Raw genomic sequence first — 25,417 nt, forward strand, 5'->3', positions numbered from 1 at the left:
CTCCTCGCGACCCGTATCCTCGCGACCCGTACGGCGTCGGCGGCCGTGCGCTCCTCGCGGTGGCCCGTCGCCCCCGCCCGCGCCCGCTCGCCCGCCCGCCCACATTCTGCCGCCGGGTGATCACGACGTCCGGGGTTTCGGCGGAACGGGCGGCCGGCGGGCGGGAGGCGTCCGGTCCCCGGCAGGTCTCCCCTCCGCGGTCTGGCCCGTGCCGGGACGGGTACGCGAAAGAGGTCGGAACTCTCTGGGGAGATGACTCGGATGCTCATCGTCGGACTGCTCCTCCTCGTGGCCACCGGCGCCTTCGTCGCTCTGGCGATCGCCGGCAACCTGTCCGGTGGCCCCGACTACACCGTGGCGGTGCTCGATCACCCCATCGCGACCATGAACACCCTCGCCGTCTTCAGCGCCGGGCTCGTTCTGGCGCTGCTGTTCGCGCTGGGCCTGGCCACGGTGGTGAACGCGGCGACACATCCCCGGCACGGCGGCCGCGGACGGCACCGGGCGCGCCGGGCCACCGCGGCCGACGAGACGGCGGGACCCGAAACCCGCCCTTGAGGGCCCCTGTCACCGCGGCCCGGCGCGGTCGCCCGGCCCGGACACCGAAGCGGCACGCCAGCCGCTCCAGCGGTGAACGGTGACCTCGATGACCGGGCCGTCGGGCGGGCCGTCCCGGTACTGGCGGTACTTCTCCGTCAGCAGGCCGACGGCGGCCTCGTACGCCGTCCGGTCCGGCTCCGCCGCGGCGTCGGGCGGCACGGTCCGGGCTCCCCCGTCGGCCCGGACCCACCACAGCCGGCTCCAGTCCTCGTCGTAGGCGTCCGCGAGCAGGCACACGGCCGGCTGGACGGCGATGTTGTGCAGCCGCTTCAGCCGCCGGGAATCCTTGGGCTTGCGGTCCACGGCCATGACGATCCCGTGGTCGCCGCGCCCGGCGAACACGACCGGTACGAGATGGGGGCGCCCGGCGGAGTCCACCGTGGCCAGCCGTGCGACCCGGGCCTCGGCGAACCGCCGCCGCGCCTCGTCCTCTTCCATCCGTGGCACTGCCGCTCCTCCTCCCTGTGGGCTGCCGGGTGGGCGATCCGGCTCCTCACACCGTCTCACCCCTGGTGCGGCGCGGCCGCAGGGCGACTCGCCGTCGGCGGGGCCGGACCATCCCGTCGCACCCGGGGCCGAGCCATGGCCTCGCGCCCGGCGCCGGTCCGGCTGTCGCGGTGCCCGGGGCCGGGGCAGACTGGATGGGCCGCCGGTTCCGCACCGGCGGGCCACCGGTCCTGGAGTTCGCCGCCGCGGCGGGCCCGGCCGCCCAGCGGCCGCCCCGGCCCGCCGACCGACCGGGCAAGGAGGCCGTCGTGGAATTCGACGTGATCGTGGAGATCCCCCAGGGATCGCGCAACAAGTACGAGATGGACCACGCGCTGCACCGCCTGCGACTGGACCGGATGCTGTTCACCTCCACCCGGTACCCGGCCGACTACGGCTACATCGAGCACACCCTCGGCCGTGACGGCGACCCGCTCGATGCCCTCGTCCTGGTCGGCGATCCCACGTTCCCCGGCTGTGTCATCGAGTGCCGGGCCATCGGGATGTTCGTCATGAAGGACGAGAAGGGCCCCGACGAGAAGATCCTCTGCGTTCCGGCGCACGACCCGCGGTACACGGGGTTCCAGGACATCGACGACGTCCCGTCCTTCGACCGGCTGGAGATCACCCACTTCTTCGAGGTCTACAAGGACCTGGAGCCCGGCAAGTCCGTCGAGGGCTCCCACTGGGAGGGGCGCGCCCGGGCGTACGCGGAGATCGACGCCTCCCGCAGGCGTGCGGGCGAGGGCTGAGGGAGGGGTCAGGGCTGCCAGTGGGCGAGATCGTGCAGGGCGGCGGCCGTCACGGTGAATCCGTCGGCGCCGAGCAGGGCGCGCAGCTCCGCGTTGAAGCGTTCGACCTCCGGCTGGGCCGAGCGCAGTGCGGCATGCCCCGCCTCGGTCAACCGCACGACCACCGCGCGGTGTTCACGCGGATGCGCCTGCCGGACGACCAGCCCGGCCGCGGTGAGCCGGGCGACGAGCCCGGTGACCGCCGATTCGCGCAGCCCGAGGGCCCGGGCGAGCCGCTGCTGGGTGATGCCCGGCTCGTCCTGGACGGCGTACAGGGCGCCGAGCTGCGCGGTGGTGATCCCCGCGGTGTCGAGCAGCCGCCGGTCGGCGATGGTACGTGCCTGGTGCGCCGCGCGCTGCAGCAGGAAGAAGAGGCGCTGGTCGGGGTCGGGCATGGTTGCGATGTTGACAGATGTCCCCGTCGGACGCCATTGTCACTTCACTAGTGAAGTGAGGTGCCCGTGAGTGACGTCCCCGACCTGGCGGCGGCCCGTGAGGTGCTGAGGGCCCAGCCCTTCAGCACACTTCTGGGCGCCCGGCTGGTGGCCTTCGGCGAGGGCGCGGCCACGCTGGAGCTGGACATCCGCGACGACCTGCGCCAGCAGTACGGCTTCGTCCACGGGGGCGTGCTCGCCTACGCCGCGGACAACGCGCTGACGTTCGCGGCCGGCGCCGCGGCCGGCCAGGGGCTGATCACCTCGGGTTTCACCATCGACTACCTGCGGCCGGCCAGGGGAGAGATCCTCCGCGCCCACGCCCGGGTGGTCCGGGCCGGCCGTACCCGGGTCGTCTGCCGCTGCGATGTGTCCACCGTGGACGGCGCCGGCGTGGAGACGCCGTGCGCGGTCGCCCAGGGCACGATCGCGGTGATCGATCCGGTCGACGGGGCCGGACTCCGCGAGGCGTGAGGGGGCCGGTGAACGGCGCGCACGGCCGGCGCCGGCCCCTACGGTCGCGGAAGCACCGTGACGCGACGGAAGTTGCACTCCGAGGGGGCCGGACTCGCGGAGGAAGGGCACGCCTGGTGGGCCTGGAGGGCCATGCTCACCAGGCTCATCAGCAGATCGACGTCGGTGTCGCAGTCGAGGCGCACGGTCACCCAGCACGAGCCGGGCACCACGCGGACGGCCGTCGACTCCGCGAGGTTCGCGGCGAAGCGCCGGATGGCCCGGCTGGTGAGGTGGACGTCCGCCTCGTGGCCGGAGTGGAGGTGGACGATCTCGCTGAGCGCGGAGCGAAGTGCCCGCCCTGTACCGCAACCGGCCGGCGCCGCCGTGAGGTCGGGCCAGCCCTCGAGCCGCTCCAGGGCACGCTGGGCCAGAGTCATGACCCCATCGTCGTGTTCTCACCGCACCGACACCAGCGGTTGAGGGATCCGTAACCGGGACGTGAGGTTGACGGCCGCACCGGGGCGGCACCGATGTGATGCCCGCCCGGCGCTTCAGAAACCGAGGTCGCCGAGGCCGGGGTGGTCGTCGGGACGGCGCCCGAGGGGCCAGTGGTAGGCCCGTTCCGACTCCCGGATGGGCAGGTCGTTGATGCTGGCGTGCCTGACCCGCATCAGGCCGTTCTCGTCGAACTCCCAGTTCTCGTTCCCGTACGAGCGGAACCAGGTGCCGGCGTCGTCATGCCACTCGTAGGCGAACCGGACCGCGATGCGGTCGCCGGCGAAGGCCCACAGTTCCTTGATGAGCCGGTAGTCGAGTTCGCGGCGCCACTTGCGGGTGAGGAAGGCGACGATCTCGTCGCGGCCGTGGATGAACTCCGCGCGGTTGCGCCAGCGGGAGTCCGCCGTATAGGCGCGGGCGACCTTCTCCGGGTCGCGGGAGTTCCAGCCGTCCTCCGCCAGCCGCACCTTCTCCACGGCGGTCTCCCGGGTGAAGGGCGGGAACGGGGGGCGCACTTCGTGCGTCATGTCGCCTCCATGGGGTCGGGGCGCCGGGCGGCAGCGGTCGGCCGATGGAGAGAACGGCCGTTCTCCCCATCGGGGACCACGGTAGGAGAACGCCGGTTCTCGCGCAAGGGTGCGGCCTCCTGCGCTCCCGGCCCCGGCGCGCGACGGCCGCTCCCGCGCTCACGCCAGGCGGATGGTCACCTCGTCCTCGACGGGTGGCCGCTGTTCCTGCCGCAGATTGCCGGTCGCCGCGAAACAGCGCAGCCGGATCGCCTCCGGGGTGACGTCCAGACGCAGGAAGCTCTTGAAGAACGGCGGGCTGTAGGTGGCCGAACCCGGCGAGAAGAGCCGGGTGTAGATCTTCCGCACGGGCAGCCGGAACCGCGACGTACGGTCGGGGCGGCCGCCCGCTCCCAGCAGACCGGCCACGAGACGGGTGCGCAGGGTGATCCGGGCGGGTGTGCCCGGGCTGCGGGTCGGGGGGATGCCCAGGCGCTCGGCGACCACGGCGGTCGCCTCCGCCTCGGTCAGGGTGAAGAAGCGGCGCAGTCGCAGCCGGCGCCCGTAGAGCCTGCTGTAGAAGGCCAGGGAGTCGCCGCGCAGCGGATAGCAGCGGAAGTCCCGCTCCGTGACGTTCGCGACGGACACGCGCGGGATGGTGTGCGTGGCGTGCATGAACGCCCCGCCGCCGCCGGAGACCACGTACTGGATCGTGCGGCCGTCCACATCCACCGGATAGCGCTGGTAGTTGTGGATGTCACCGCCTATCGCCGCGACGAAGCGGTGGTCCGGGTCGCGGACGATGTCGTCGACCGTGCCGCCGCCGTCGATGGGACAGGGGTGGTGCTCGCCGTCCACGTACAGCGGTGAGCCGGTGATGAGGATCTTCGGGCGGGGTCCCCGGGCCGCCTCGCGCAGCCAGCGGCCCTGTTCGGCGTCGATGGTGCCGAGCAGCCCGGTGTCGATTCCTATGATGCGGACGGGTCCGGCGTCGATCGCCCAGTACGGGCCCGGCTGGAGTGCCTGCTGGGCCGGGGCGGAGCGCAACGTCCGTGCCTCGGCGAGGCGTTGCCCGTCCACACGGTGCGGTCTGTGCCACAGCAGCGCACGCAGCCAGGCACGGGTCGGCGGGCGCGGCGCGGGCTCCGGGGCGAGCGGCCCGGCGTCGCAGAAGACGCGCATGAACCCGTGCAGATCCTCGTACCAGTCGTGGTTGCCGGGTATGGCGTAGATGGGGGCCGGGTAGTCCCGGTACGGCCGGAAGAACTTCGTACCGTAGTCGGCGGCGTCCCCCACGGGGTAGATCACATCGCTGGCCACGATGGCGAACCTCGTGTCCTGACCGGCCTTCAGGAAGCCGGGCACCACGGCGTACTGGGGACCGTCGCCCTCGCCGGTGTCTCCGAGCACCATGAAGGAGAAGCGGTCCGGGTCGTCACGCCGGATCAGCTTGTCGGCGGGTGCCCCCTCGGCTTCGCGCTGCCGCACCCAGCGGCTGCGGGTCCGTCCGGTGGGGTCCCCGAACCAGGAGGCCACCACGCCGTTGCGCGCCGCCCAGAGTGTTCTCGGGTCGAGCCAGGAGAGCTTCTCGACCTGACGGGGCATCAATGCGCGGTAGCCACCGGGTTCCGCGGCGCCCCAGCCGGCGCCCTCGGCGGTGTCGCGCGAGGATTCGGATGGCGATTCGGATGACGATTCGGATGACGATTCGGACACCGGTGAACCGTAGCAATCACGGGGGCGTGGCCGGACGGGGAACCCACCGTCATCTCCCCCGCCGGGCCGGGGAGTTCACGGCAGGACCGTATGCCGTGCCGGCGTCCCGGCGTGCCGTCCCGCCCGCACTCCCACGGACCGCTCGGCGGCGCGGGCGAGGCGGCGCCGGTCGGTGCCGGCGGTGGGCGCGAGCATCGGCATGACCCTGACCTCCGCGACGAGCCGGCGTGCCGAGACGACCCGCCACAGGGACGTCAGCAGTGAGTCGCTGCCCACGAACGCGGGCGCGGTGCTCGCCGGGCCCGCGTCGCGCCGGTAGCGCAGGCGCACCGGCTGCACGGGCACGCCCGCGTCGAGCGCCGCCTGGAACGCGGCCCGGCGGAAGTGGCCCTGCGCCCGTCCGCACCAGGTACTGCCCTCGGGGAAGACGACGACCGCCGACCCGGCGCGCAGGCCCTCCGCGATCCGGGCGACCGTGCCGGGCAGTGCGCGCAACCGGTCCCGGTCGATGAAGAGCGCGCCGCTGCGCGCGGTCAGCGCGCCGGCCACCGGCCACCGCCGGATCTCGGTCTTGGCGAGCATGCGGCCGGGGCGGACGGCAGCGAGCAGCGGGATGTCCAGCCAGGAGATGTGGTTGGCGACCATCAGCAGACCGCCGCGCGGCGGCGCGGCCCCGGCGATCCGTACCCGGACGCCCGCGGCACGCACGACGGTCCGGCACCAGGTCCTGGTGATCCGCTCGCGCGGGGCGACGGGGAGCCGCCGGACGGCCGGGAAGCACACGATCCCGGTGACGACCAGGGCCAGGACGGCTGCGAGCCGGAGGACGGCGCGCGGGACGGCCGCGACCGACGCCGTGGCGTCCACGCAGGACTGCGGCGAGCACGGCGCGCCGGGCAGCCACGCGCTCGCCGGGGCGGCGGCGGGCGGGCGGGGCCGCAGCCGCCGCGCGGTGGGCGTGGCAGGGTCGGCCGGCAGCGCGGCCGCGCCCGTGCCGGGGGCGGCGAGCACCGGCATCCCGCGGCGCGGCCGCAGGACCGCGACGCCGATCCGGGACTTGGGCGTCGCACCGCTGCGGGGCATGGCCGTCACGCCGGGGCGAGCGAGAGGAAGTGCCGCAGATAACGCGCGTTCACCCGGCGCATCGACAGCAGGATGTACAGGTCGGCGACGCCGAAGTCCGGGTCGTGGGCGGGCTCCCCGCAGACCCAGGCGCCCAGGCGGAGGTAGCCCCGCAGCAGCGGAGGCAGCTCGGTGCGCCCGGCCGGGGCCGCGACCCCGGGGTTCCAGGGCAGCAGCGGCCGTACGTGGTACTCGGCGGGAGCCAGGTGCCTGGCGCGCACCCGCTCCCATGCTCCCGCGGCGAGCGCCCCGCCGTCGGCGAGCGGCAGGGAGCAGCACCCGGCCAGCCACTCGTGGCCGCCCTGCACCATGTAGCGGGCTATGCCCGCCCAGATCAGTCCGATGACCGCGCCGTCGCGGTGGTCGGGGTGGACGCAGGAGCGGCCGACCTCGACGAGCCCGGAGCGGATCCCGGTGAGCGGGCCGAGGTCGAACTCGCCCTCCGAGTACAGCCGCCCGGCGACCGCGGCCCGCTCGGGCGGCAGCAGCCGGTAGGTGCCCACGACCCGGCCGCTCGCCGTGTCGCGGACGAGCAGGTGGTCGCAGTACGCGTCGAAGGCGTCGATGTCGAGGCCCGGCTGCGGAGTGGGCAGGAGGGCGCCCATCTCCCCGGCGAAGACGTCGTGGCGCAGCCGCTGCGCGGCCCGGACGTCCTCCTCGTCACGGGCGAGGGTGACCGTGTAGCGGGTCGGTGCCGCGGTCGGTGGGGGGCTGGCGAGGGCGGAAACTCCGGTCATGGCTCTCTCCTGGTCACGGGCCGGTTCGGCGGGAGCGGCGGACCGGTGTCGTGCGTCCGCCGCCCCAGTTCTGCCGATGCCGGCTGACCGGTGCGTGACCGGCGCGGAGAGAGGGGGTGTGAGATTGCTGAACGGCTCGGGCACCCGTCGACCGCGGCGGACCGCGCGCACGCGCCGCTCGTGTGGCCGGGGGAAGCCGACCGCCGACGGGCCGTGCTCCGAGTCACGCCGTTGCGGACGAGCCGCGGCATTCCCGGCGCGACAAGGGATCCACGGCATGGACGGGTTCGGTCATGACGTATGCGCCGTCCTGGGTGTGCCGGATGGCAGGGGATTGCTGAGCAATCCCTCATGGACCGCACGCACAACGGTTTCGGTGCGTGTGCTCGTGCCGAGTTTCCGCATGGTCTTGGCGAGTTGGTCTTTGACCGCGGAGGCGCTGAGATGGAGGCGGGAACCGATCTCGCGGTTGGTGAGCCCCTCGGCGACCAGTTGGAGGATCATCACCTCTTCCTCGCCCAGAGCTCGTTGTTCAGGCGCGAGCACGGCGAGTGCCATGCGGGCGTCGATGACGAGGTTGCCTTCGGCGATGCTGCGCAGGCTCTTGGCGAGTTCTTCGCTGGGCATGTCTTTGAGGAGGAAGCCGCGTGCTCCGGCGCGTACCGCTGCTGCGGCGGCGGCAGAGTCCTCGAAACTGGTGAGAACCGCAACGCGGGTGAGTGGGTAGGTGCGACACACATCGCGGATGAATGCGATGCTGGAGCCGTGGCCGAGGCGCAGGTCCACCACGACGAGCTGGACCGGCGGTCGGCGGCCGTGCGGGGCTTGGCTGCGCAGGAAGTCCATCGGTGCGCTGGCGTCCCCGAAGGTGCCTGTCACCTGCATGCCTTCTCGGGTCAGGGCGCGGCTCAACCCGTCCAGCACGATCTCGTGATCGTCGACGAGAACGACGGTCGGGCCGTGTGGTTCCCGGGGGGTGGTCGCCTCCCGCTCCCCGTTGTCACCCTGCTGCGCGGATAGCTGCATCATGTCCTCCTGCGGTAGCGGCCGTAGGCCGGTCGGCCCCTCCGCCGGGTCCGGCGAACGCCGCGGATCACACGGGGTGGAGCAGTCGTCAAGACCTGTGAACGGGTTCACGTCGGTTCGGCGCGATCGGTGGTGGTGCCCGAGCCCGGTCCATGGCCGTGCTGCACATCCGCTCGGTGTGACCGCGCCGGGAGGGGAGCCCGGTGGCGTCAGCGTCCGGCGCGACGGCCGCTTCGCCCCGGAGCCGGTCGGACGACGCGGACGGGACGCCGGAGCACCAGGGCCGTCCCAGCATGATCACGCGGAGGCGGGCCTGTTCGTGCAGGCGGCGGGTCAGGTCCGGGCGGTGGACGGTGGTCTGGGCCATCGGCTCCGCCCATGGTTCGCAGCGCGGGCCGAGGCGGGGATCGGTGGCCCGGCGGTCCAGATGCCGACGGACTGCAGGCTGGGCCGTCGTCCGGTTCCGCATCGGTGAGGACCGCACTGACCGGCTCGGCCCCGTCGACGTCGGCGGCCCGCTCGCTCGGGCAGGCCGCGAAACCGAAGTGCGCGGCCGGCTCCCGTCGCCTGGCATCGCGGCGGTTCATACGGCATGGACCCCTCGCTCGGCCAGAGCGCCGTTCTCGAGCCCGGCGCCCGCCCCGCGGCGGGGTCGCCGGCAGCCGCTGCGGACCACCACAGGACGGCCCACCCCGTCGTTCTCCGCCACCGACGTTGTCTTGTGCCGGTTGGCTTCGGCCTCCAGCGCAGCGGCGGACATCCGGCGGGCGCCCTCGCGTACGATCTCGTCGATCGGGGATCCGGACTCGGTGGATCCGTCGGCGTTCACTACGCTGAGCACGGGCATGCCTTCCCGACCGCGCTGCAAAGCGGGCCTGCTTCGTGACCACCACAGCGTCATGGGGGAGGGTACGCCCTCCGCGTCCGGCCCTGAGGCCGGTCCACAACTCCTGAGCAGTGCCCTCACACAGCGGCGGGACTGTCTGCGTTCCTGGCAGGAATTGTGGCGCGGTGGTCAGCGTGGATGCTGCGCAGCAAGGTGGCGGACGTGCCCTTGGCCAAGCTCGCGTCGTCATGAGGGGCCCGCCGCCCGGACCACCGGTTCCAGATCACCGGTCGGGGAATGCGGGGACTACAATCGCGCCCTGACAGGAGTCGGGTCGGCCGGTGGCAGGCGACGGGGGGAGCGGGGGACCGTCCGGTTGCCGGCGTCGCGATCTGCGCGCGCAGGCCAGGGCGGCGCCCGGGCGGCTGCCGGGATGGGATGAGGGTCAGCCGTGATGCAGCGTTCGGGAGGGTCCCCGTGTCGCAGGGACCGACGCCGGGCTCTCATGGGTACGGGTCGGATGGACGCCGGTCGGACCTTCCGGGAGACGACGCCGTGACGGAGTACGTGTTGCCGAGGCGGCGACCATGGTTGGCCGAGGTCGGCCGGAAGCTGATGCGCGCCAGCGACAGCCGGCATGTGATGCGGATCGTGGCCCGGGAGGCGTGCCTGGTGGCGCGCTGCGACCGCTCGCTGGTGCTGCGTTGGGACGAGACGGCCGACCAGGTCGCGGCCTGCGCCGGTTACGGTTTCCCCGAGCAGGTGGTGGAGGCGGCGCGCGGGGACATCGCGGGGCTTCCCGGCCTGGAGCAGTTGTGCAAGGCCGGGCAGGCGGTGCTGCTGGGGCCGGGCCCGCTTGTCGAGCGGTTGCCGTTCCGGCAGGTGACGGGGTGTGACGCGGGCAGGGAGATCCTGGCCCATCCGCTGTCCAGCGAACGCTTCGGCACGCTTGGCGCCGTATTCCTCTGCCGGGACCAGGAACGCTGGAAGCCCGAGGCCGGCGAGCTGTACGCCCTTGCCGATTTCACCGAGCTGGCCGCACTGGCGCTCGGGCACGCGCTGCTGTTCGAGCAGTCCGGCGTGCTGACCTCGCTGACGGCACGGGCCCGGCTCGCGGCGGAACTGCACGATGGGGTGACCCAGGAGCTGTTCGCCGCTCGGCTGGATGTGGACGAACTGCGTCAGATGTCCGGGCTGCCCGCCGAGGCCACGACGGTGTTGGAGCGGATCGCGGCACGGCTGACCGACGCGACCCAGGAACTGCGCGCCACCATGCGCTGGATATCACGGAGTTGGTCGGCGGGAGAGGATGTCTGCGCGCCGGACATCACAGTGGCCGACCTGGTCCGGGACCGGCTTGCCGAGTTCCGCACGCACAGTGACATCAACGTCGACTTCGATGCGTGCGGTGCGGGGCCCGAACCCGCGGCCGAGTGCCGCGAGGTGCTGGTGAGGGCGGTTCGCGAGGGTCTGACCAACGTGATCAAGCATGCGAACGCCACCCAGGTGAGCATCACACTGCAGCGCGACGACACGCAGTGGGCGGTACGGGTGGACGATGACGGGGTGGGCCGGGCTGCCGAGATCCGGCGCGTGCTGGCGCTGCCCGAGGCCGAGTCCTTCGGGCTGTCCAGCCTGGCGGCCGAAGCCGCCAGGCTGGGCGGGCGGTTCTGGGCCTCGACCGCGGTGCGGCTCGGCGGGGTGTCGATCGGCGTGGCGGTACCCACACGGCCATCGGCCGGCCCCCATCCGGAGGCTTGCTGACGCCACCCGGCGCCGCCGGAACCGCCGTCCGGCGTCCGCGGGCAACCGTTGTGACCGGCGTCAAACGATGTTTCTCCTCATAAGCTCACCGACGATCACGACAAGCTCCGCATGCGTGACGCTACGGAGTTTGTGACCGCAGAGCTTCTCCATCGGGTCCCGCCTCACACGCCGGCTGTGCCCCGATGCGCGAGTAAGGAGAATCATGTCATCTGAGAGGACGCCGGGGCGGGTCAAGTGGAAGCGCTTCGCCGCCATGCTGGTGCCTGCTGTCGGGCTCACCGGAGTGCTGGTGATCCTCACCGCGGAGGGAGCGCTCGCCACGTCCTTCTCCGTCGCCGGAAAGCCGTTCAGCGCCACCGCGAGCAGCGTGAGCGGGACGGGCTTCGTGAACTACGGCGACTCCCTTTCCACCCAGGACGGCACACAGCACTATGTCGCGACGAACGCTCTGAGGACCGCAACGATCAAGAACTTCTGCATGGCCATCAAGCTGGGGCCGATCACCACCCTGATGAAGGCGGGAGGCGGCGCCACCCCGGTCTCCGGGAACGACGTCGCCTTCATCGTCAAGGACTTCAGCGGCGACGGCGTCATGCACAACCTCGTCATGGGCCAGGACGCCGGCACGCTGAATGCTGTGCCGGGCTACCGCGGTACCCCGGGGTCTTTCGGGATGCAGGCATCGAGTGTCACCCTCAACGGTCCCGCCATGCACGCGAGGGAGATGGCGGCCGGCACCATCACCCTGCCCGGCTTCAACATGGACGTCACCCGCGGCGGAGGCTGCTAGTGGCGGCGTCCGACAGCGCACAGCCCACTCGCCGGAGACGTTGGCGGAGGTGGCGGCGGACGCGCCCTTTCTGGGGCGGGCTGCTGCTGATACTGGCCGGTGTCGAGCTGCTGTTCATCCCGCTCATCGACGTGTTCATGAGCGGTGCGATCGGCGTCGTCATGCACATGGGGATCGGCGGCGTCTCCGGAGTCCTGATCGGCGGTGTGCTGGCCGCCTGCGGTCTCCTGCTCTGGTTCGACCCCGCGCACAGGATCTTCTACGCGGTCATCGGCACCCTGGGGGGAGTCCTCTCGTTCCCGGCGACGAACTTCGGCGGGTTCTTCCTGGGATTGCTGCTCGGGATCATCGGTGGCTCCCTGGCGTTCGGCTGGACGGAGATCCCGCCCCCGGAGGCGAGCGGGAGTTCCCGGGAGCCGGGCTCCGGCGAGCCGGACGAGAAGGCGGGCAGCCCCCCGCAAGCCCCCGGCGGCACATCGGCCGGTGAAACGTCCCGTCACGCCGCGCGCCCCACCGGGAAGCCCGGAAACGCCGGCGCCGACGCGACGGCACGGACGGCACGGACGGCACGGACGGCACACCTCCCAGAGTCCTTGTGCGCCGGCGGCCGGGCCAGGCCGCGCAGCAGACCACGGCTGGTGGCGGCCGCGGGGATGGCGGCCATCGTCAGCCCGCTGCTGTTGACCGGGCGAGCCGTGGCGGCACCGGCAGCGCCTGCTGACGGATGCGTCCTGATCCTCTGTCCGCCGAGTCCCGCGCCCTCGCCGAGCGGGACGGGCTCGCCCGGCGCTCCTCCCGGCCCGTCCCCCGCGCCCAGTCTGCTGCCTCCCGTGCTCGGCCCCCCGCTACCCCTCGGACCCGGTTCCCCATCGGCAAGCCCCGGGACCGGTTCCCCGTCCGGCGCGTCCGGTGCAGCGGAGGACGGCCAGAAGTCACCGTCCGCGGCAGGAACTCCCGGTCTGAGGGCGTACACCGCACCGCTTGTCTTCACGATGGGGACAGGACGGCTGACCGGCTTCGCCTACGAGGGGGTGGCCGATCTTCCGGCGGCCGGTGGCCGGACGGTGCGCATGATGAAGTTCACCGTGAAGTCGTTCCAGGGATCCGGCGGGGTCAGGGGTGTCGTCACGCAGGGCGGGCACACCACGGTGATCAGCAGTCCTTCGCTCTCGCTCAGCGGCGATGTCGTCTGGTACGCGACGAAATTGTCCGCCAAGCTGCTGGGTGTCCCCCTGACCCTGACCCCCGGCAACGCGCAGTCGGAGCTGCTGCACGCGCTCAAGTCGGTCACGCCTGCCGCCGGTTCACTGACCCTGACGGACATCGTCGCGAACCAGCCGATCATCATCGCCGGGTCCATGCAGGGCGGGCTCGCCATCACGGCCGGTTGAGCGCTGCCACCCGGGTGCTGGCACCGGAAGTGAGCGGCGCCCGACCTCCCATGGCAGGGCAGTGCACCCGCGACGGCCTCCTGCCCGCTCGCTGTCCCTTCGGCCTCATGCGACGGCCGCAAGGCACAGCCGACCGGGCAGGGGGCTGTCGAATGAATGGGGCGGTGGCTGCCCGCCGGGACCGGGCGTGAGCACCTGCCCGGTCCCGCACGTGCGCCCCTGCCGCCGCTAGCGGCGGCCCGCCTTGCGGGTCGCGCGCAGCCACTCCTTGTTCATGGCGGTGATGGAGACCAGCGGGATGCCCTTCGGGCAGGCGGTGGCGCACTCGCCGGTGAGCGTGCAGCCGCCGAAGCCCTCCTCGTCCATCTGCGCCACCATGTCGAGCACGCGGGTCTCCCGCTCGGGCGCGCCCTGCGGCAGGACGTTGAGGTGGTTGATCTTCGCCGAGGTGAACAGCATCGCCGCGCCGTTCGGGCAGGCGGCCACGCAGGCGCCGCAGCCGATGCACTCGGCGTGCTCGAACGCGAAGTCGGCGTCCGGCTTCGGTACGGGCGTGGCGTGGGCCTCGGGCGCGGCGCCGGTCGGGGCGGTGATGTAGCCGCCGGCCTGGATGATGCGGTCGAAGGCGGAACGGTCGACGACGAGGTCCTTGACGACCGGGAAGGCCGAGGCCCGCCACGGCTCGACGTCGATCGTGTCGCCGTCCTTGAAGGACCGCATGTGCAGCTGGCAGGTGGTGGTGCGCTCGGGGCCGTGCGCGTCGCCGTTGATGACCAGCGAGCATGCGCCGCAGATGCCCTCGCGGCAGTCGTGGTCGAAGGCGACCGGGTCCTCGCCCTTGAGGATGAGCTCCTCGTTGAGGGTGTCCAGCATCTCCAGGAACGACATGTCGGGCGAGACTCCGTCCACCTCGTACGTGGACATCGCGCCGTCGGCGTCGGCGTTCTTCTGCCGCCAGACGCGCAGGGTGAGCTTCATGCGTAGCTCCGCTGAGTGGGGTGGACGTACTCGAAGACCAGGTCTTCCTTGTGCAGGACGGGGGCCGTGCCGGTGCCGGTGAACTCCCAGGCGGCCGCGTACGCGAACGCGTCGTCCTTGCGGGCCGCCTCGCCGTCCGGGGTCTGGGACTCCTCGCGGAAGTGACCGCCGCAGGATTCGGCGCGGTGCAGCGCGTCGAGGCACATCAGCTCGGCCAGTTCCAGGTAGTCGACGATGCGGTTGGCCTTCTCCAGCGACTGGTTGAACTCCTCGCCGGTGCCGGGCACCTTGATGCGCCGCCAGAACTCCTCGCGGATCTGCGGGATGCGCTCCAGGGCCTTGCGCAGTCCCGCGTCGGTCCGCGCCATGCCGCAGAACTCCCACATGAGTTCGCCGACCTCGCGGTGGAAGGAGTCGGGGGTGCGGTCGCCGTCGACGGCAAGCAGCCGGGCGAGCCGGTCCTGCGTCTCGGTCAGCACCTCCCGGACGGCGGGGTGTCCGGCGGTGACCTCCTCCTGGTGCGGGTTGCGGGCCAGGTAGTCGTTGATCGTCGACGGGAGGACGAAGTAGCCGTCGGCGAGGCCCTGCATCAGCGCGGAGGCGCCGAGCCGGTTCGCCCCGTGGTCGGAGAAGTTGGCCTCGCCGATCGCGAACAGGCCCGGGATCGTGGTCTGCAGGTCGTAGTCGACCCACAGGCCGCCCATCGTGTAGTGCACGGCGGGGTAGATCCGCATCGGCACCTCGTACGGGTTCTCCGCGGTGATCCGCGCGTACATGTCGAAGAGGTTGCCGTACTTCTCCTCGACCTTCCCCCGGCCCATCCGCTCGATGGCGTCGGCGAAGTCGAGGTAGACGCCCTGGCCGCCGGGGCCGACGCCGCGGCCCTCGTCGCAGACGTTCTTCGCGGCGCGGGAGGCGATGTCGCGGGGCACGAGGTTGCCGAAGGAGGGGTAGATGCGCTCCAGGTAGTAGTCGCGCTCTTCCTCGGGGATCTCGTTCGGCGGACGGGTGTCGCCCTTGGCCTTGGGCACCCAGATCCGGCCGTCGTTGCGCAGCGACTCGCTCATCAGGGTGAGCTTGGACTGGTGGTCGCCGGTGCGCGGGATGCAGGTCGGGTGGATCTGCGTGAAGCAGGGGTTGGCGAAGTAGGCGCCGCGGCGGTGGGCCCGCCAGATCGCGGTGGCGTTGGAGTTCATGGCGTTCGTCGACAGGTAGAAGACGTTGCCGTAGCCGCCGGAGGCCAGCACGACCGCGTCCGCGACGTAGGTGTCGATCCTGCCGGTGACCAGATCGCGGGCGACGATGCCGCGGGCCCGTCCGTCGATGACGATCAGGTCGAGCATCTCGGTGCGCGGGTGCATCTCCACGTTGCCGGCCGCGATCTGCCGCGACAGCGCCTGGTACGCGCCGAGCAGCAGCTGCTGGCCCGTCTGGCCGCGGGCGTAGAAGGTGCGCGAGACCTGCACGCCGCCGAAGGAGCGGGTGTCGAGGAGGCCGCCGTACTCGCGGGCGAAGGGGACGCCCTGCGCCACGCACTGGTCGATGATCTCGACGGAGATCTGGGCCAGGCGGTGCACGTTGGACTCGCGCGCCCGGAAGTCGCCGCCCTTGACGGTGTCGTAGAAGAGGCGGTGGATGGAGTCGCCGTCGTTGCGGTAGTTCTTGGCGGCGTTGATACCGCCCTGCGCGGCGATCGAGTGCGCCCGGCGCGGGGAGTCCTGGTAGCAGAACTGGACGACGTGGTAGCCCTGTTCGGCGAGCGTGGCGCCCGCGGAGCCGCCGGCCAGGCCGGTGCCGACGACGATCACGGTGTGCTTGCGCCGGTTGGCGGGGTTGACCAGCTTGGCCTCGAAGCGGCGCTTGTCCCAGCGCTCGTTGATCGGGCCGGCCGGGGCCCTGGTGTCGGTGACCGGCGCGCCGGTCGCGTAGTCCGTGTACTCAGAGGATGCGGTCATGTCAGCTCACCACTCCGGTCATGACACCCACGGGCACGGCGATGAACCCGGCCGTGAGCAGCAGCGCAAAGGCATGGGCGATGGTCTTCAGGGCGCGGTCGCGGGTGCGGCTGCCGACGCCGAGGGTCTGGGCCGCGCTCCACAGGCCGTGTTGGATGTGCATGCCGAGGGCGAGCATCGCGACGATGTAGACGACGTTGCCGTACCAGGTGGAGAAGGTGTCGACGACGTTCTGGTACGGGTGGCCCTCCTGGAAGCCGCCGGAGTGCACGGTGCCCGTGGTCAGGTCGAGGATGTGCCAGACGATGAAGAGGCCGAGGATGATCCCGCCCCAGCGCATGGTGCGGGTGGCGTAGCTCGCGCGCGGACGCTTGTGCACGTACTTGCTGGGGCGCGCCTTGATGTCGCGGCGGCTGAGCTGGTACGCGGAGACCGCGTGCGCGACGACGGCGGCGACCAGGACGACGCGGATGAGCCAGAGCGTCCACTCGTAGTGCATGAACGGTTCGCCGACGGTACGCAGCCAGTGGGCGTAGTGGTTGAACTCGCCCGCCCCGAAGTAGATCTTCAGGTTCCCGATCATGTGGGCGAGCAGGTACAGCAGCATGATGAGGCCGCTGACCGCCATCACTGTCTTCTTGCCGACGGTGCTGTCCCACACGCTGCGTGCCATGGACGGCCGTCGGTCCGTCCGCGTTGCCAGAGCCATGGGTCAGAACGCTAGGGCCGAAGGTCCCTATCGGTCCAAGACATGGTCCGGCTGGTTTCGATAGGCAAGCCCTATGCTGATGGGGTGCAGTTCCAGCAGCTCCAGTACTTCGTGGCCGTCGCCGAGACCCGGCACTTCACCCGTGCCGCCGATCTGGTCCATGTCGCCCAGCCGTCGCTGTCGCAGCAGATCAAGTCGCTGGAGCGGGAACTCGGGGCGGATCTGTTCCTGCGGGCGCGCGGCAACATCACGCTCACGGACGCGGGCGAGGCGCTGCTGCCGCTGGCCCGCCGCATCCTCGCCGACGCGGACACCGCCCGGCACGAGGTGCAGGAGCTGGTACAGCTGCGCCGCGGCCGGGTGCGACTGGGGGCCACGCCGAGCGTGTGCACGGGCCTGCTGCCGGACGTGCTGCGCGCCTTCCACGACCGCTATCCCGGCATCCGGCTGCTGATCGAGGAAGGCGGCTCGCACGATCTGGTGCGGGAGCTGGCGCGCGGTGCCCTCGACCTCGCGCTGATCGTCCTCCCGCTGCCCACCCCCTCCCCCGCGCTGACCACCGTGGAGCTGCTGCGCGAGGACCTGGTGGTGGTGTCCTCCCCCGACGCGCCCCGGCCGGGGGGCGGACGGCGCACGGTCCGCGTCGCCGATCTGGAGGGCGAGCGTCTGGTGATGTTCCGCCACGGCTACGACCTGCGGGAACTGACCGTGGCCGCGTGCCGCGCCGAGGGCTTCGAGCCGGACTTCGCGGTGGAGGGGGGCGAGATGGACGCGGTGCTGGGCTTCGTGCGCGCCGGGCTGGGCGTCGCCGTGGTCCCGCGCATGGTCGCGACCCGGTCGGGCCGCGGACTGCGCGTCACACCCCTGGCCCGGCCCGGACTGCACCGCACCATCGCGCTCGCGCACCGCAGCGATGTGGCTCCGCCGCGGGCGGCCAGGGAGTTGCAGCGGATGCTGCTGGAGCGCTGAGCGCCTGCTTCCGCGGGGACGCCACGGACAGGCGGCCGCCGGCGGCCCCCTGTCCGCCTCAGCCCGTCCGCCTCAGCCCGTCCGCCTCACCCCGTCCGCCACCCGGCGACCGCCGCCGTCCCGCGGGGAAGGGCCCCGCCGGCAGCCGCCGTGCACGAAGGACGCGTCGGTGCGCGGCAGGCCCCACCGCACGGACGCCGCCGGCACCGCGCGGCCGTGGGGCGGGCCCGCTCAGCCCGTCGCGTCCACCAGCGCCAGTTCGTGCAGCCGGTCCGGTGGGCCGGGGCGGGCGTAGTACCAGCCCTGGGCCGTGTCGCAGCCCAGTATCCGCAGCTGCTCGGCCTGCGCGCCGGTCTCCACACCCTCCACGGTGACGGCGAGGTCCAGGCTGTGGGCGAGGGAGACGATCCCTTCGACGATCTTGAGGTCGACGGGGTCGGCCGGGTACTGCTGCATGCTCTGGGTGAAGGAACGGTCCAGCTTCAGGATCCGCACCGGCAGCCTGCGCAGGTTGGCGAGGTTCGAGTAGCCGGTGCCGAAGTCGTCGAGGGCGATGTCCACGCCCATCTCGGCCAGCCGCCGCAGCGGCTTGAGCAGGTCGTCGTCCGCGCCGATGAGCGCCGACTCCGTCACCTCCAGGCACAGCGCGTCCGGTTCGAGGCCGGACTGCTCCAGGATGTCGACGGTGTCGGAGACCAGCCCGGGATGGGTGAGCTGGCACGGCGAGAGGTTGACGTTGATGCGCAACGGGCCCGTCCGCTCGTGTCTCTCCTGCCATGCCCGGGCCTGACGTACCGCCTCTTCGAGGACCCAGCGGCCCAGCGGCACGATCAGCCCGGTGCGCTCGGCCAGCGGGATGAAGCGGTCGGGACCGAGCACGCCGTGCTGCGGATGCAACCAGCGCACCAGGGCCTCGGCGCCGCGCACGGTGCCGTCGCCCAGGTGCACCAGCGGCTGGTACTCGATGAAGAACTCACCCCGGTCCAGCGCGGTGGGCAGCGCCGTGGTCAGCCCGTGCCGTGTGATGGCGCGCGCGTCGGCCTCGGGGTCGGCGAGTTCGAAGCGGTTGCCGCCCGCGGACTTGGCCCGGTACATGGTGATGTCGGCGCTGCGCAGCACCTCGGCCGGGCCGCGCTCCCCGACCGGGCCCTCGACGATGCCGATGCTGCCGCGCACGGTCAGCTCGCGCCCGTCGATGCCGATCGGGGTGACCAGCGCGTTCATGATGCGTGCGGCGAGCTCGTCGACCCCGCGCTCGGTGTCGGGTCCGGTGGTCAGCGCCACGAACTCGTCCCCGCCCAGGCGCGCCACCATCTCGCCGGGCGCGGTGGCGCACGCCTGCAGCCGGTCGGCGACCTCGACGAGCAGCCGGTCGCCGGCCGCGTGCCCGAGGCTGTCGTTGATGGTCTTGAAGCCGTCGAGGTCGAGGTAGCACAGGCCGAACCGCTGTCCCCCGCCCGCCGCGAGGGCCTTCTCCAGGCGCTCGAAGAAGAGGGTGCGGTTGGGCAGCCCGGTGAGCGCGTCGTGCGTGGCCTCGTAGCGCAGCCGGAGGTTGAGCAGCCGCCGCTCGGTGGTGTCCTCCATGAGGGCGAGCTGGTACTGGGGGCACCCGTCCGCGTCGCGCAGCAGGGACACCGTGAGGTTGGTCCACAGAACCGTTCCGTCGGGCCGGTAGAAGGCCTTTTCGACGTGGTAGTGCTCGCGCTCGCCCCGGACGAGTTCCTCGTACAGGCGCCAGACCTGCGGCGCGTCGTCCGGGTGGGTCCACTCGGTGACGTTGCGGCCGCGCACCAGGTTCTCCGAGCCGCCGAACATGCGCAGCAGCGCGCCGTTGACCTCCAGCATGTTGCCGTCGAGGTCCGCGATGGCGATCCCTATGGCCGCGCCCTCGAAGACCGCGCGGAAGCGGGCCTCGCTGCTGTGCAGTGCCTGCGCCACCACGCCCTGGGCGGTGAGGGCGGCCCGTGAGATCGCCTCCTGTTCGGCCAGTGTCCGCTCCCGCAGGGCCTCCGCGAACCCGGCGGCCATCGCGTGCTGCAGCCGCGAGCAGCGGGTCCGCAGGGCCTCCTGCGCCTCCGCCGGGGCGTCCGGGTCGCCGCAGTAGAGCACCAGGTAGGCGTCGACGCAGTCGAGCGTGCGGCTGAGCGTCTCGGGGTCGGTGCAGTGCGCCTCGATGAGCGCCGCGCCGATCCTCCTGGCCTCGGGGGCGTCGAACGTCCTCGCCCTCAGCGCGTCGCGCAGACGCCGGGCCAGCGGCAGCAGATGCTCCTCGAACTCGGGCCGGGTCAGCGACGTCGAGGTCGCCGGGAAGACCGCCCGGCTCCAGATCGTCGCGAACCTGCGCAGTCTGTCCTCCGGTCCGCCCGGCTCCGCGGTCACGCCGGGCGCCCCACGCCGGCGAACCCCGAGAAGGAATACGGATCCTCGTCCTCGGGCGCCGTGTCGGGCCGCCAGATCGGCATCGGCACCAGCCCGGGTTCCACCATGTCGTACCCCTCGAAGAACCGCGCGATCTCCTCGCGCGAGCGCATGATCAGCGGATTGCGGATGTTCTTGTACACGTCGACAGCGCCCTCGGCCTGCTCCTGCGCGAGCGGGACCCCCTCGTACGAGGCGTGCGTGAGGACCAGCAGGCTGCCCGGTGCGAGCGCGTCGCGCAACTCGGCCACCGCGCCGTACGGGTCGTCCGCGTCCTCCACGAAGTGCAGTATGGCAACCAGAAGGAGTGCTACCGGGCGGTTCAGGTCGATCAGGCGCTCCACCTGAGGGCTCGCCAGGATGTCCTGGGGTTTGAGGAGATCGGCCGCGACGACGTCGGCGTCCTCGTTGCCCTCCAGAACGGCCTGGCTGTGCGCGACCGCCACCGGGTCGTGGTCGACGTACACGACGCGCGCGCCGGGGCGCGCCCGCTGCGCCACTTCGTGGACGTTGCCGAAGGTCGGGATGCCCGAACCGATGTCGAGGAACTGGGTGATGCCCTCCCCGGCGGCGAAACGCACCGCGCGGCGCATGAACGCCCGGTTCGCCTGCATGATCTTGGGGAGTCCCGGCATGAACTCCATCGCCTGGCGCGCGGCCACCCGGTCGACCTCGAAGTTGTGCGATCCGCCCAGGTAGAAGTCGTACATGCGGGACACGCTCGGCACGGAGATGTCGATGCTCCGTGGGGCCCAGGCGGGGCGCTCCATGTAGTTCTCCAAGGCGTAGGCGGCGGTATGGCGATCCGGTGTTCGAGCAGAGGCTACTGATCGCCCGCCAACCGAGCGACCGGAACCGGAAATTGACCATCCGTTCCCGGTCACTGCCTGCGGCACGTGCCGTGACTCACGACCGCTCCACTGCGTCCGCGTCGTGTCCCGGGCATGCCGAAGCGGCCCGCTCCCCCCGTGCGGTGCGGAGGGAGCGGACCGGGTCGTGCGCGCCCGTGTTGCGTGCGTCCGGCACTCCTGCTTCTCAGTCCACTCCCTTCGCGTTCCGTGGCTGACTGGGCGAGGCGATCGATCGACCCTGGGGAAGGTGATCTCTACTTCTTGGGCGCGCCGACCGGCTTTCCGTCGGGCGAGACGGCGTACCAGGTGCCGCCCACGCCCTGACCGTTGGTCTCTCCGGGGGCCGTGTCACCGGAGAAGGTGTAGATGGGCCAGCAGTTGACGGTCATCTGCTTCTGGCCGTCGGGGCGGGTGAAGCCCATGAGGCCCTTCTTCTTGACACCCTTGGTGTCCCCGGCCGGGACCGGTGCCACGACGGGCCACTTCTCCAGGCAGGCGCCCGTGCACCGCGACACCGGCTTCGGCCATGCCTCGTCCTTCATGAAGCGGTAGACCGTCATGCCGTTCTTGTCGACGACGATCGGGCCGAGCTTGGGGTCGTTGCGGACGGACAGGCCCGGCAGGGCCGCGCCGGCCTTCTTGCCGGTGGGCGCGGTGGCGAACCAGGTACCCTTGACCGCTTGGCCGTTGGTGTCGCCGGCCTTGGTGTCCTTGGCGTAGCGGTACATCGGCCAGCCGGCGACGGTCAGTTGCTTGGTGCCGTCGGAGCGGGTGACCTCGCCGAGCAGGGACCTGTCGATGCCGGAGGCGGCCGTGGCGCCCTCCGCGGGAACGGGCGGCCACGTCTTCGCGCAGTCGCCGTCGCAGGTGGCCTTCGGCGGTTCGGCCGTGTCCTGGTCGAAGCGGTAGAGGGTGAGGCCCGTGCCATCGGTGATGATCTTGCCGAGCTTCGCGTTGTCGACGACGGCCAGCTGACCCGCGGGCTGCCCGTTCGGGGAGGCACTCGGCGCGCTGGTGGAGTCCGCCCCGTAGCCGTTCCCGGGGCCGGTGACGGAGCCGTAACCGCCCGGGGCAGCGGTGGCCCCCACGTTCTGGCTGCCCGGCGACTGGGTGCCGCTCTCCTGACCGCACGCCGTCGTGAGCGCCAGCACGGCCGCAGCTGTCGCCACGAGGGAGGCGCTCCGCCAGGATGTCTTCATGTCCAACTCCCGCTGTCAACGTTGGGGTTGCAGCGACCTTTGTGCGCCGCGTCGGCACTAGGTACGAGCGGGGGTGCCCGGTGTGTTCAATCCGGCCGGGCATTTCTTTCCGGACCCTGTGACGCGTCTCGGCCACCCGCCCCGCGGCCCGCAGGCCCGCCGGGGCAAACCTCGCGGACGCGCATCTCCCTCCTTCGGGGCAATTCGCGGGCCCGGCCGCGTGCGCGGACACGGACGAGCCCATGATCTCCGTCGTGCATCGACCCCAACGGAACCGGTCCGGCCTCGTCACCAGGGTGCCGGCCCTGGTGGCGCTCGTCTGGATCCTCGTGGGCGCCCCTGCCGGCACGGCGTGGGCCGACGCGTGCGCGTTCGCCTCGACCGGCCCGGACGGCACCCAGGCGGTGGCGGTCGCGGGCCCGGGCGCAGGCGCGGGGACAGACCCGGGCGCAGGCCCGGGGACAGGCCCGGGGACAGGCCCGGGGACAGGCCCGGGGACAGGCCCGGGGACAGGCGCGGGGACAGGCGCGGACGGGCTCGTGGACGGCGGTGCCCTCTCCCTGCCGCCGGCGTGCCGGTCGCAGAGCCCGGCCCCCACTCCCCCGCCCGCTCCCACGCCCCCACCGGCGCCCGAGCCACCAGCCCGCCCCACGCCGCACCCGAGGCCGGAGCCGGCCCGGACACCGCCGCCCCCACCGCCGCCGGCCGCGGCGCCCCGCCCCCGGCCGGTGCCGGCACGGCACACCGCCCGCGCCCCGCTCCCGGTCCCCTCGCGCACGCCCGGACCACGGCCCGCGGCCCACCCGGTGCGCTATCCGCCGCATCGCCTGGTGCCCCGCCCGCGGCGACCGCGCCACGGTCCGTCGCCGCTCACCTTCACCCTGCTCATCGTCGTGCCCGCGGTGTTCGCCGTCGCCGCGCTGCGTCCGCGCTGAGCCTGCTTCCTGGAGGCATCTGTTGTCGGAATGGCTTGTTCTCGCCCTCGCAACGGCGGCCGCCTGCGCCGTCGTGATCGTGGTGACCCTGCTGCGCCATCGCACGGCCGGTGAGGACGACGATCCGTCCGAGACCCCGGACGTGATCGAGTACATGACCATGTGGATCGGCGTGGTGTACGCCATCGTGCTGGGCCTGGCCATCGCCGGGGTCTGGGAGGCCCGCGGCGCCGCCCAGGACCATGTCCAGGCCGAGGCCCAGGCGCTGCACGAGATCTCGGAGCGGGTGCGGGTCTATCCGGCGGACGTCCGCGACCGCATCCGCGCCGACGTCGACGCGTATGCCGGACACGTCGTCACCACCGAGTGGAAGACCATGGCCGCTCACGGCACGCTGACCGTCCGCGGCCGGGACCTGCTCCAGCGGATCCGTCAGGACGTCACCGACCACGAGCCGGCGACCGACTTCCAGGGCCAGGCGTACCAGCCGCTCCTCGACCAGGTCGCGGCCGTGGACGCGGCGCGGGCCGCCCGGGCCGACTCGGCGGGCTCGACCATGCCGCCGGTGGTGTGGTTCGGCCTGATCGCGGGCGCGGTGGTCACCATCGGCATGGTCTTCGCCCTGCAGATCCGGCGCTCGGCCCGCGAGCTGGTCCTGGCCGGGCTCTTCTCCGCGCTGATCGCCTTCCTGCTCTTCCTGATCTGGGACTTCGACGCGCCCTACGGCCGCGGCTCCACCGCCTCCGCGCAGCCGTTCCTGACGCTGTTCCCGGGGCTTCACCGGTAGCGGACAGGGGCGCGGCCGTCCCCCGTACGGCGCAACGCATACCCCGTTCGCACGACAGCGATCGCGCCACGACACCGGCCTTCCTAGCGTTTCGCTCATCGAGGTGCATGTACGGCGCAGGCGGAAAAGGTCCGCAGCACGGCTCCTCGGAGACCTGGAGGCTCACCATGCGCGCGATACGCGTCGCTTCGGCCGCACTGCTGGGCGTCACCGCCCTGACGCTCACCGCTCCCGCGGCCGTTGCCGGAAGTGGCGGCGTCCACGCCGCCGCGTCGTCCGCCCACGCCGCCGGGCCGGGGACGATCGCCCCCGGCGTCCGGAGCACCCTGCCGGTGGGGGAGTGCGGCACCGACGCCGACGCCTACGACGCCAAACGCGGCTTCGCGTACGAGGCGACGTACCCGTGCGGCGCCGAGTCCGGGCGGCATCTCGCCGTCACCACCGGCCGCGGCAACGGCGACGGCGAGGGCTTCTTCGGCGACTCCGGCGGGCGCTACCGGCGCCACGGCGTGCACGCCGGCCTCGGCGGCAGCATCGGCGGCTTCGATCTCGAGCGGATCGGTCTGGGAGCGGCGCTCGTCTCCGGCTCGATCGGCGCGGCCTGGTACCTGTGGCGGCGGCGCCCCGTGGGCGAGCCGTCCTGAAGGCCATGACGCGGCGCCGACAGCCCGCGCGCCACCCGTCCGGCCGAGTGCCGTCGCTCACGGATGCCGCCGCGAGCGGTGTGCCGACCCGCGCGGCGGACGTGCCGGCGGACGTCCTGGCGGCGGTGGCGGCGGTGCCGAGAAGGGAGGGCGAATGTCCGCGTCCGGTCCGGCCGAAGCGGAGGTGCGGCGCACCACGCGCACCCCGTGGGGCGTGATCGCGCTTGTTCTGCTGACGGGCCTCGCCCTGGTGCGCAACGGTTCCGGCGAGTTCGGCGCGGGCCCGCCGCAGCCGGCCTCGGCGGCGGCCCCGGACGGCCGCGGCACCGCGGACCCCGCCCTCGGCAGGACGCCTACGGCCCTGCGGTTCTCGCTGGTGTCCCGGGTCCGCATCCCGGCGCTCGGGGTCAACGCCCCTGTCGTGCCGGTCGCCCTGGACCCGTCCGGCTGGGTGGACGCGCCGCCGCCCGGGAACACGAACCTCGCCGGCTGGTTCACCGGCGCGGTCTCTCCGGGCGAGCGGGGCACGGCGGTGATCGTGGGGCATGTCGACAACAGTGAGGGCCCGGCCGTCTTCTACGGGCTCGGCGGCCTCAGGAAGGGAAACCGCGTCGAGGTCCAGCGCCAGGACGGCAGGACCGCCGTGTTCGGGGTCTACGGTGTCAAGGTCTTCGACAAGAAGAACTTCCCCGGCGACACCGTCTACGGGAACAAGGGGGCTCCGGAGCTGCGCGTCATCACCTGTGGGGGCGCCTTCTCCGAGGACGAGGGGTACGAGGGCAACGTGGTGGTGTTCGCCCGCCTGGTCGAGGTGCGCTGAGCCGGC

Annotated in this window: 24 protein-coding genes and 1 pseudogene; 10 read left to right on the forward strand and 15 right to left on the reverse strand. The window is 72.4% G+C overall.

What is annotated here, in order from left to right:
- Nucleotides 1–252: 252 nt before the first annotated feature.
- Nucleotides 253–558 carry a hypothetical protein gene (locus ACZ79I_RS03945; protein ID WP_471494091.1) on the forward strand — a complete coding sequence of 102 codons (306 nt, stop codon included), beginning with the start codon at nt 253–255 and terminating at the stop codon, nt 556–558.
- A gap of 9 nt (nt 559–567) precedes the next feature.
- Here the strand turns inward: ACZ79I_RS03945 and ACZ79I_RS03950 are convergent, their stop codons facing one another.
- Nucleotides 568–1,047, reverse strand: coding sequence for a TIGR03668 family PPOX class F420-dependent oxidoreductase (locus tag ACZ79I_RS03950; protein ID WP_471494093.1), 480 nt, complete (start codon nt 1,045–1,047; stop codon nt 568–570).
- Nucleotides 1,048–1,355: 308 nt separating this feature from the next.
- Between ACZ79I_RS03950 and ACZ79I_RS03955 the strand changes: the two genes are divergently transcribed.
- Nucleotides 1,356–1,838, forward strand: a complete 483-nt coding sequence (locus ACZ79I_RS03955; RefSeq protein ID WP_471504740.1) for an inorganic diphosphatase — start codon at nt 1,356–1,358, stop codon at nt 1,836–1,838.
- 8 nt (nt 1,839–1,846) lie between these two features.
- Here ACZ79I_RS03955 and ACZ79I_RS03960 read toward each other — a convergent pair whose 3' ends face one another.
- Entirely contained in the window at nt 1,847–2,272 is a 426-nt protein-coding gene (locus ACZ79I_RS03960) for a MarR family winged helix-turn-helix transcriptional regulator (RefSeq protein WP_471494094.1), read from the reverse strand.
- A gap of 66 nt (nt 2,273–2,338) precedes the next feature.
- Here ACZ79I_RS03960 and ACZ79I_RS03965 point away from each other — a divergent pair, with 66 nt between their 5' ends.
- The gene (locus ACZ79I_RS03965; RefSeq protein WP_471494096.1) at nt 2,339–2,785 is read left to right on the forward strand and encodes a PaaI family thioesterase; all 447 of its coding nucleotides are present in this window, start codon (nt 2,339–2,341) and stop codon (nt 2,783–2,785) included.
- A 38-nt stretch (nt 2,786–2,823) separates the two neighbouring features.
- On the opposite strand, the gene ACZ79I_RS03970 is transcribed toward ACZ79I_RS03965, so the two are convergent.
- From ACZ79I_RS03970 to ACZ79I_RS04000, 7 genes and pseudogenes are all read right to left on the reverse strand, one after another.
- Nucleotides 2,824–3,204, reverse strand: a complete 381-nt coding sequence (locus tag ACZ79I_RS03970) for a luciferase domain-containing protein (protein ID WP_471494097.1) — start codon at nt 3,202–3,204, stop codon at nt 2,824–2,826.
- Between the two features lie 114 nt (nt 3,205–3,318).
- On the reverse strand, nt 3,319–3,792 hold the full coding sequence (locus ACZ79I_RS03975; RefSeq protein WP_471494099.1) for a nuclear transport factor 2 family protein: 474 nt from the start codon (nt 3,790–3,792) through the stop codon (nt 3,319–3,321).
- Between the two features lie 159 nt (nt 3,793–3,951).
- Complete coding sequence (locus ACZ79I_RS03980; protein WP_471494101.1) at nt 3,952–5,376, reverse strand: metallophosphoesterase family protein; 1,425 nt, start codon at nt 5,374–5,376, stop codon at nt 3,952–3,954.
- Nucleotides 5,377–5,562: 186 nt separating this feature from the next.
- Nucleotides 5,563–6,570, reverse strand: coding sequence for a lysophospholipid acyltransferase family protein (locus ACZ79I_RS03985; RefSeq protein WP_471494103.1), 1,008 nt, complete (start codon nt 6,568–6,570; stop codon nt 5,563–5,565).
- A gap of 5 nt (nt 6,571–6,575) precedes the next feature.
- The gene (locus tag ACZ79I_RS03990) at nt 6,576–7,346 is read right to left on the reverse strand and encodes a GNAT family N-acetyltransferase (protein WP_471494104.1); all 771 of its coding nucleotides are present in this window, start codon (nt 7,344–7,346) and stop codon (nt 6,576–6,578) included.
- Nucleotides 7,347–7,637: 291 nt separating this feature from the next.
- A complete protein-coding gene (locus tag ACZ79I_RS03995) occupies nt 7,638–8,375 on the reverse strand; it encodes a response regulator transcription factor (RefSeq protein ID WP_471494106.1) in 738 nt (245 codons plus the stop codon).
- A 643-nt stretch (nt 8,376–9,018) separates the two neighbouring features.
- Nucleotides 9,019–9,213, reverse strand: a pseudogene (locus ACZ79I_RS04000) (IS256 family transposase); the annotation flags it as partial.
- A gap of 600 nt (nt 9,214–9,813) precedes the next feature.
- On the opposite strand from ACZ79I_RS04000, the gene ACZ79I_RS04005 reads away from it, so the two are divergent.
- The 3 genes from ACZ79I_RS04005 to ACZ79I_RS04015 all read left to right on the forward strand — a co-directional run bounded on the left by ACZ79I_RS04005 (nt 9,814) and on the right by ACZ79I_RS04015 (nt 13,146).
- Nucleotides 9,814–10,962, forward strand: a complete 1,149-nt coding sequence (locus tag ACZ79I_RS04005) for a sensor histidine kinase (protein WP_471494107.1) — start codon at nt 9,814–9,816, stop codon at nt 10,960–10,962.
- Nucleotides 10,963–11,167: 205 nt separating this feature from the next.
- Entirely contained in the window at nt 11,168–11,755 is a 588-nt protein-coding gene (locus ACZ79I_RS04010; RefSeq protein WP_471494109.1) for a DUF6230 family protein, read from the forward strand.
- Entirely contained in the window at nt 11,755–13,146 is a 1,392-nt protein-coding gene (locus tag ACZ79I_RS04015; protein ID WP_471494111.1) for a DUF6114 domain-containing protein, read from the forward strand. The genes ACZ79I_RS04010 and ACZ79I_RS04015 overlap by 1 nt, the downstream gene beginning before the upstream one ends.
- A gap of 228 nt (nt 13,147–13,374) precedes the next feature.
- Here ACZ79I_RS04015 and ACZ79I_RS04020 read toward each other — a convergent pair whose 3' ends face one another.
- The 3 genes from ACZ79I_RS04020 to ACZ79I_RS04030 are packed head-to-tail and all read right to left on the reverse strand — an operon-like array spanning nt 13,375 to nt 16,752.
- Nucleotides 13,375–14,124 carry a succinate dehydrogenase/fumarate reductase iron-sulfur subunit gene (locus ACZ79I_RS04020; protein ID WP_471494112.1) on the reverse strand — a complete coding sequence of 250 codons (750 nt, stop codon included), beginning with the start codon at nt 14,122–14,124 and terminating at the stop codon, nt 13,375–13,377.
- The gene (locus ACZ79I_RS04025) at nt 14,121–16,079 is read right to left on the reverse strand and encodes a fumarate reductase/succinate dehydrogenase flavoprotein subunit (protein ID WP_471494114.1); all 1,959 of its coding nucleotides are present in this window, start codon (nt 16,077–16,079) and stop codon (nt 14,121–14,123) included. The genes ACZ79I_RS04020 and ACZ79I_RS04025 overlap by 4 nt, the downstream gene beginning before the upstream one ends.
- Nucleotide 16,080: 1 nt before the next feature.
- Nucleotides 16,081–16,752: a succinate dehydrogenase gene (locus ACZ79I_RS04030; protein ID WP_471504742.1), complete on the reverse strand. Its 672-nt coding sequence runs from the start codon at nt 16,750–16,752 to the stop codon at nt 16,081–16,083.
- 120 nt (nt 16,753–16,872) lie between these two features.
- Between ACZ79I_RS04030 and ACZ79I_RS04035 the strand changes: the two genes are divergently transcribed.
- A complete protein-coding gene (locus tag ACZ79I_RS04035) occupies nt 16,873–17,757 on the forward strand; it encodes a LysR family transcriptional regulator (RefSeq protein WP_471494116.1) in 885 nt (294 codons plus the stop codon).
- A 231-nt stretch (nt 17,758–17,988) separates the two neighbouring features.
- Here the strand turns inward: ACZ79I_RS04035 and ACZ79I_RS04040 are convergent, their stop codons facing one another.
- From ACZ79I_RS04040 to ACZ79I_RS04050, 3 genes are all read right to left on the reverse strand, one after another.
- Nucleotides 17,989–20,136: a putative bifunctional diguanylate cyclase/phosphodiesterase gene (locus tag ACZ79I_RS04040; RefSeq protein WP_471494118.1), complete on the reverse strand. Its 2,148-nt coding sequence runs from the start codon at nt 20,134–20,136 to the stop codon at nt 17,989–17,991.
- On the reverse strand, nt 20,133–20,945 hold the full coding sequence (locus ACZ79I_RS04045; protein WP_471494119.1) for an SAM-dependent methyltransferase: 813 nt from the start codon (nt 20,943–20,945) through the stop codon (nt 20,133–20,135). The genes ACZ79I_RS04040 and ACZ79I_RS04045 overlap by 4 nt, the downstream gene beginning before the upstream one ends.
- Nucleotides 20,946–21,280: 335 nt before the next feature.
- Complete coding sequence (locus tag ACZ79I_RS04050; protein WP_471494121.1) at nt 21,281–22,225, reverse strand: SCO0930 family lipoprotein; 945 nt, start codon at nt 22,223–22,225, stop codon at nt 21,281–21,283.
- A gap of 957 nt (nt 22,226–23,182) precedes the next feature.
- On the opposite strand from ACZ79I_RS04050, the gene ACZ79I_RS04055 reads away from it, so the two are divergent.
- The 3 genes from ACZ79I_RS04055 (at nt 23,183) to ACZ79I_RS04065 (ending at nt 25,411) form a co-directional block, all read left to right on the forward strand.
- Nucleotides 23,183–23,947, forward strand: coding sequence for a bestrophin-like domain (locus ACZ79I_RS04055; protein WP_471494123.1), 765 nt, complete (start codon nt 23,183–23,185; stop codon nt 23,945–23,947).
- Nucleotides 23,948–24,114: 167 nt separating this feature from the next.
- Complete coding sequence (locus ACZ79I_RS04060; RefSeq protein WP_471494125.1) at nt 24,115–24,591, forward strand: hypothetical protein; 477 nt, start codon at nt 24,115–24,117, stop codon at nt 24,589–24,591.
- Nucleotides 24,592–24,745: 154 nt separating this feature from the next.
- Nucleotides 24,746–25,411: a class F sortase gene (locus ACZ79I_RS04065; protein ID WP_471494127.1), complete on the forward strand. Its 666-nt coding sequence runs from the start codon at nt 24,746–24,748 to the stop codon at nt 25,409–25,411.
- Nucleotides 25,412–25,417: the final 6 nt, after the last annotated feature.

The organism is Streptomyces sp. PSU-S4-23, from assembly GCF_055632315.1.

Bases quoted from the DNA above. Each gene is read 5' to 3' on its own strand.
- ACZ79I_RS04065 (WP_471494127.1), top strand. From the start codon at position 24,746: ATGTCCGCGTCCGGTCCGGCCGAAGCGGAGGTGCGGCGCACCACGCGC.
- ACZ79I_RS03970 (WP_471494097.1), bottom strand. From the start codon at position 3,204: ATGACTCTGGCCCAGCGTGCCCTGGAGCGGCTCGAGGGCTGGCCCGAC.
- ACZ79I_RS04050 (WP_471494121.1), bottom strand. From the start codon at position 22,225: ATGAAGACATCCTGGCGGAGCGCCTCCCTCGTGGCGACAGCTGCGGCC.
- ACZ79I_RS03975 (WP_471494099.1), bottom strand. From the start codon at position 3,792: ATGACGCACGAAGTGCGCCCCCCGTTCCCGCCCTTCACCCGGGAGACC.
- ACZ79I_RS04045 (WP_471494119.1), bottom strand. From the start codon at position 20,945: ATGGAGCGCCCCGCCTGGGCCCCACGGAGCATCGACATCTCCGTGCCG.
- ACZ79I_RS03985 (WP_471494103.1), bottom strand. From the start codon at position 6,570: ATGCCCCGCAGCGGTGCGACGCCCAAGTCCCGGATCGGCGTCGCGGTC.
- ACZ79I_RS04025 (WP_471494114.1), bottom strand. From the start codon at position 16,079: ATGACCGCATCCTCTGAGTACACGGACTACGCGACCGGCGCGCCGGTC.
- ACZ79I_RS04020 (WP_471494112.1), bottom strand. From the start codon at position 14,124: ATGAAGCTCACCCTGCGCGTCTGGCGGCAGAAGAACGCCGACGCCGAC.
- ACZ79I_RS03995 (WP_471494106.1), bottom strand. From the start codon at position 8,375: ATGATGCAGCTATCCGCGCAGCAGGGTGACAACGGGGAGCGGGAGGCG.
- ACZ79I_RS04005 (WP_471494107.1), top strand. From the start codon at position 9,814: ATGCGCGCCAGCGACAGCCGGCATGTGATGCGGATCGTGGCCCGGGAG.
- ACZ79I_RS03945 (WP_471494091.1), top strand. From the start codon at position 253: ATGACTCGGATGCTCATCGTCGGACTGCTCCTCCTCGTGGCCACCGGC.
- ACZ79I_RS03980 (WP_471494101.1), bottom strand. From the start codon at position 5,376: ATGCCCCGTCAGGTCGAGAAGCTCTCCTGGCTCGACCCGAGAACACTC.
- ACZ79I_RS04060 (WP_471494125.1), top strand. From the start codon at position 24,115: ATGCGCGCGATACGCGTCGCTTCGGCCGCACTGCTGGGCGTCACCGCC.
- ACZ79I_RS03990 (WP_471494104.1), bottom strand. From the start codon at position 7,346: ATGACCGGAGTTTCCGCCCTCGCCAGCCCCCCACCGACCGCGGCACCG.
- ACZ79I_RS04030 (WP_471504742.1), bottom strand. From the start codon at position 16,752: ATGGCACGCAGCGTGTGGGACAGCACCGTCGGCAAGAAGACAGTGATG.
- ACZ79I_RS03960 (WP_471494094.1), bottom strand. From the start codon at position 2,272: ATGCCCGACCCCGACCAGCGCCTCTTCTTCCTGCTGCAGCGCGCGGCG.
- ACZ79I_RS04010 (WP_471494109.1), top strand. From the start codon at position 11,168: ATGTCATCTGAGAGGACGCCGGGGCGGGTCAAGTGGAAGCGCTTCGCC.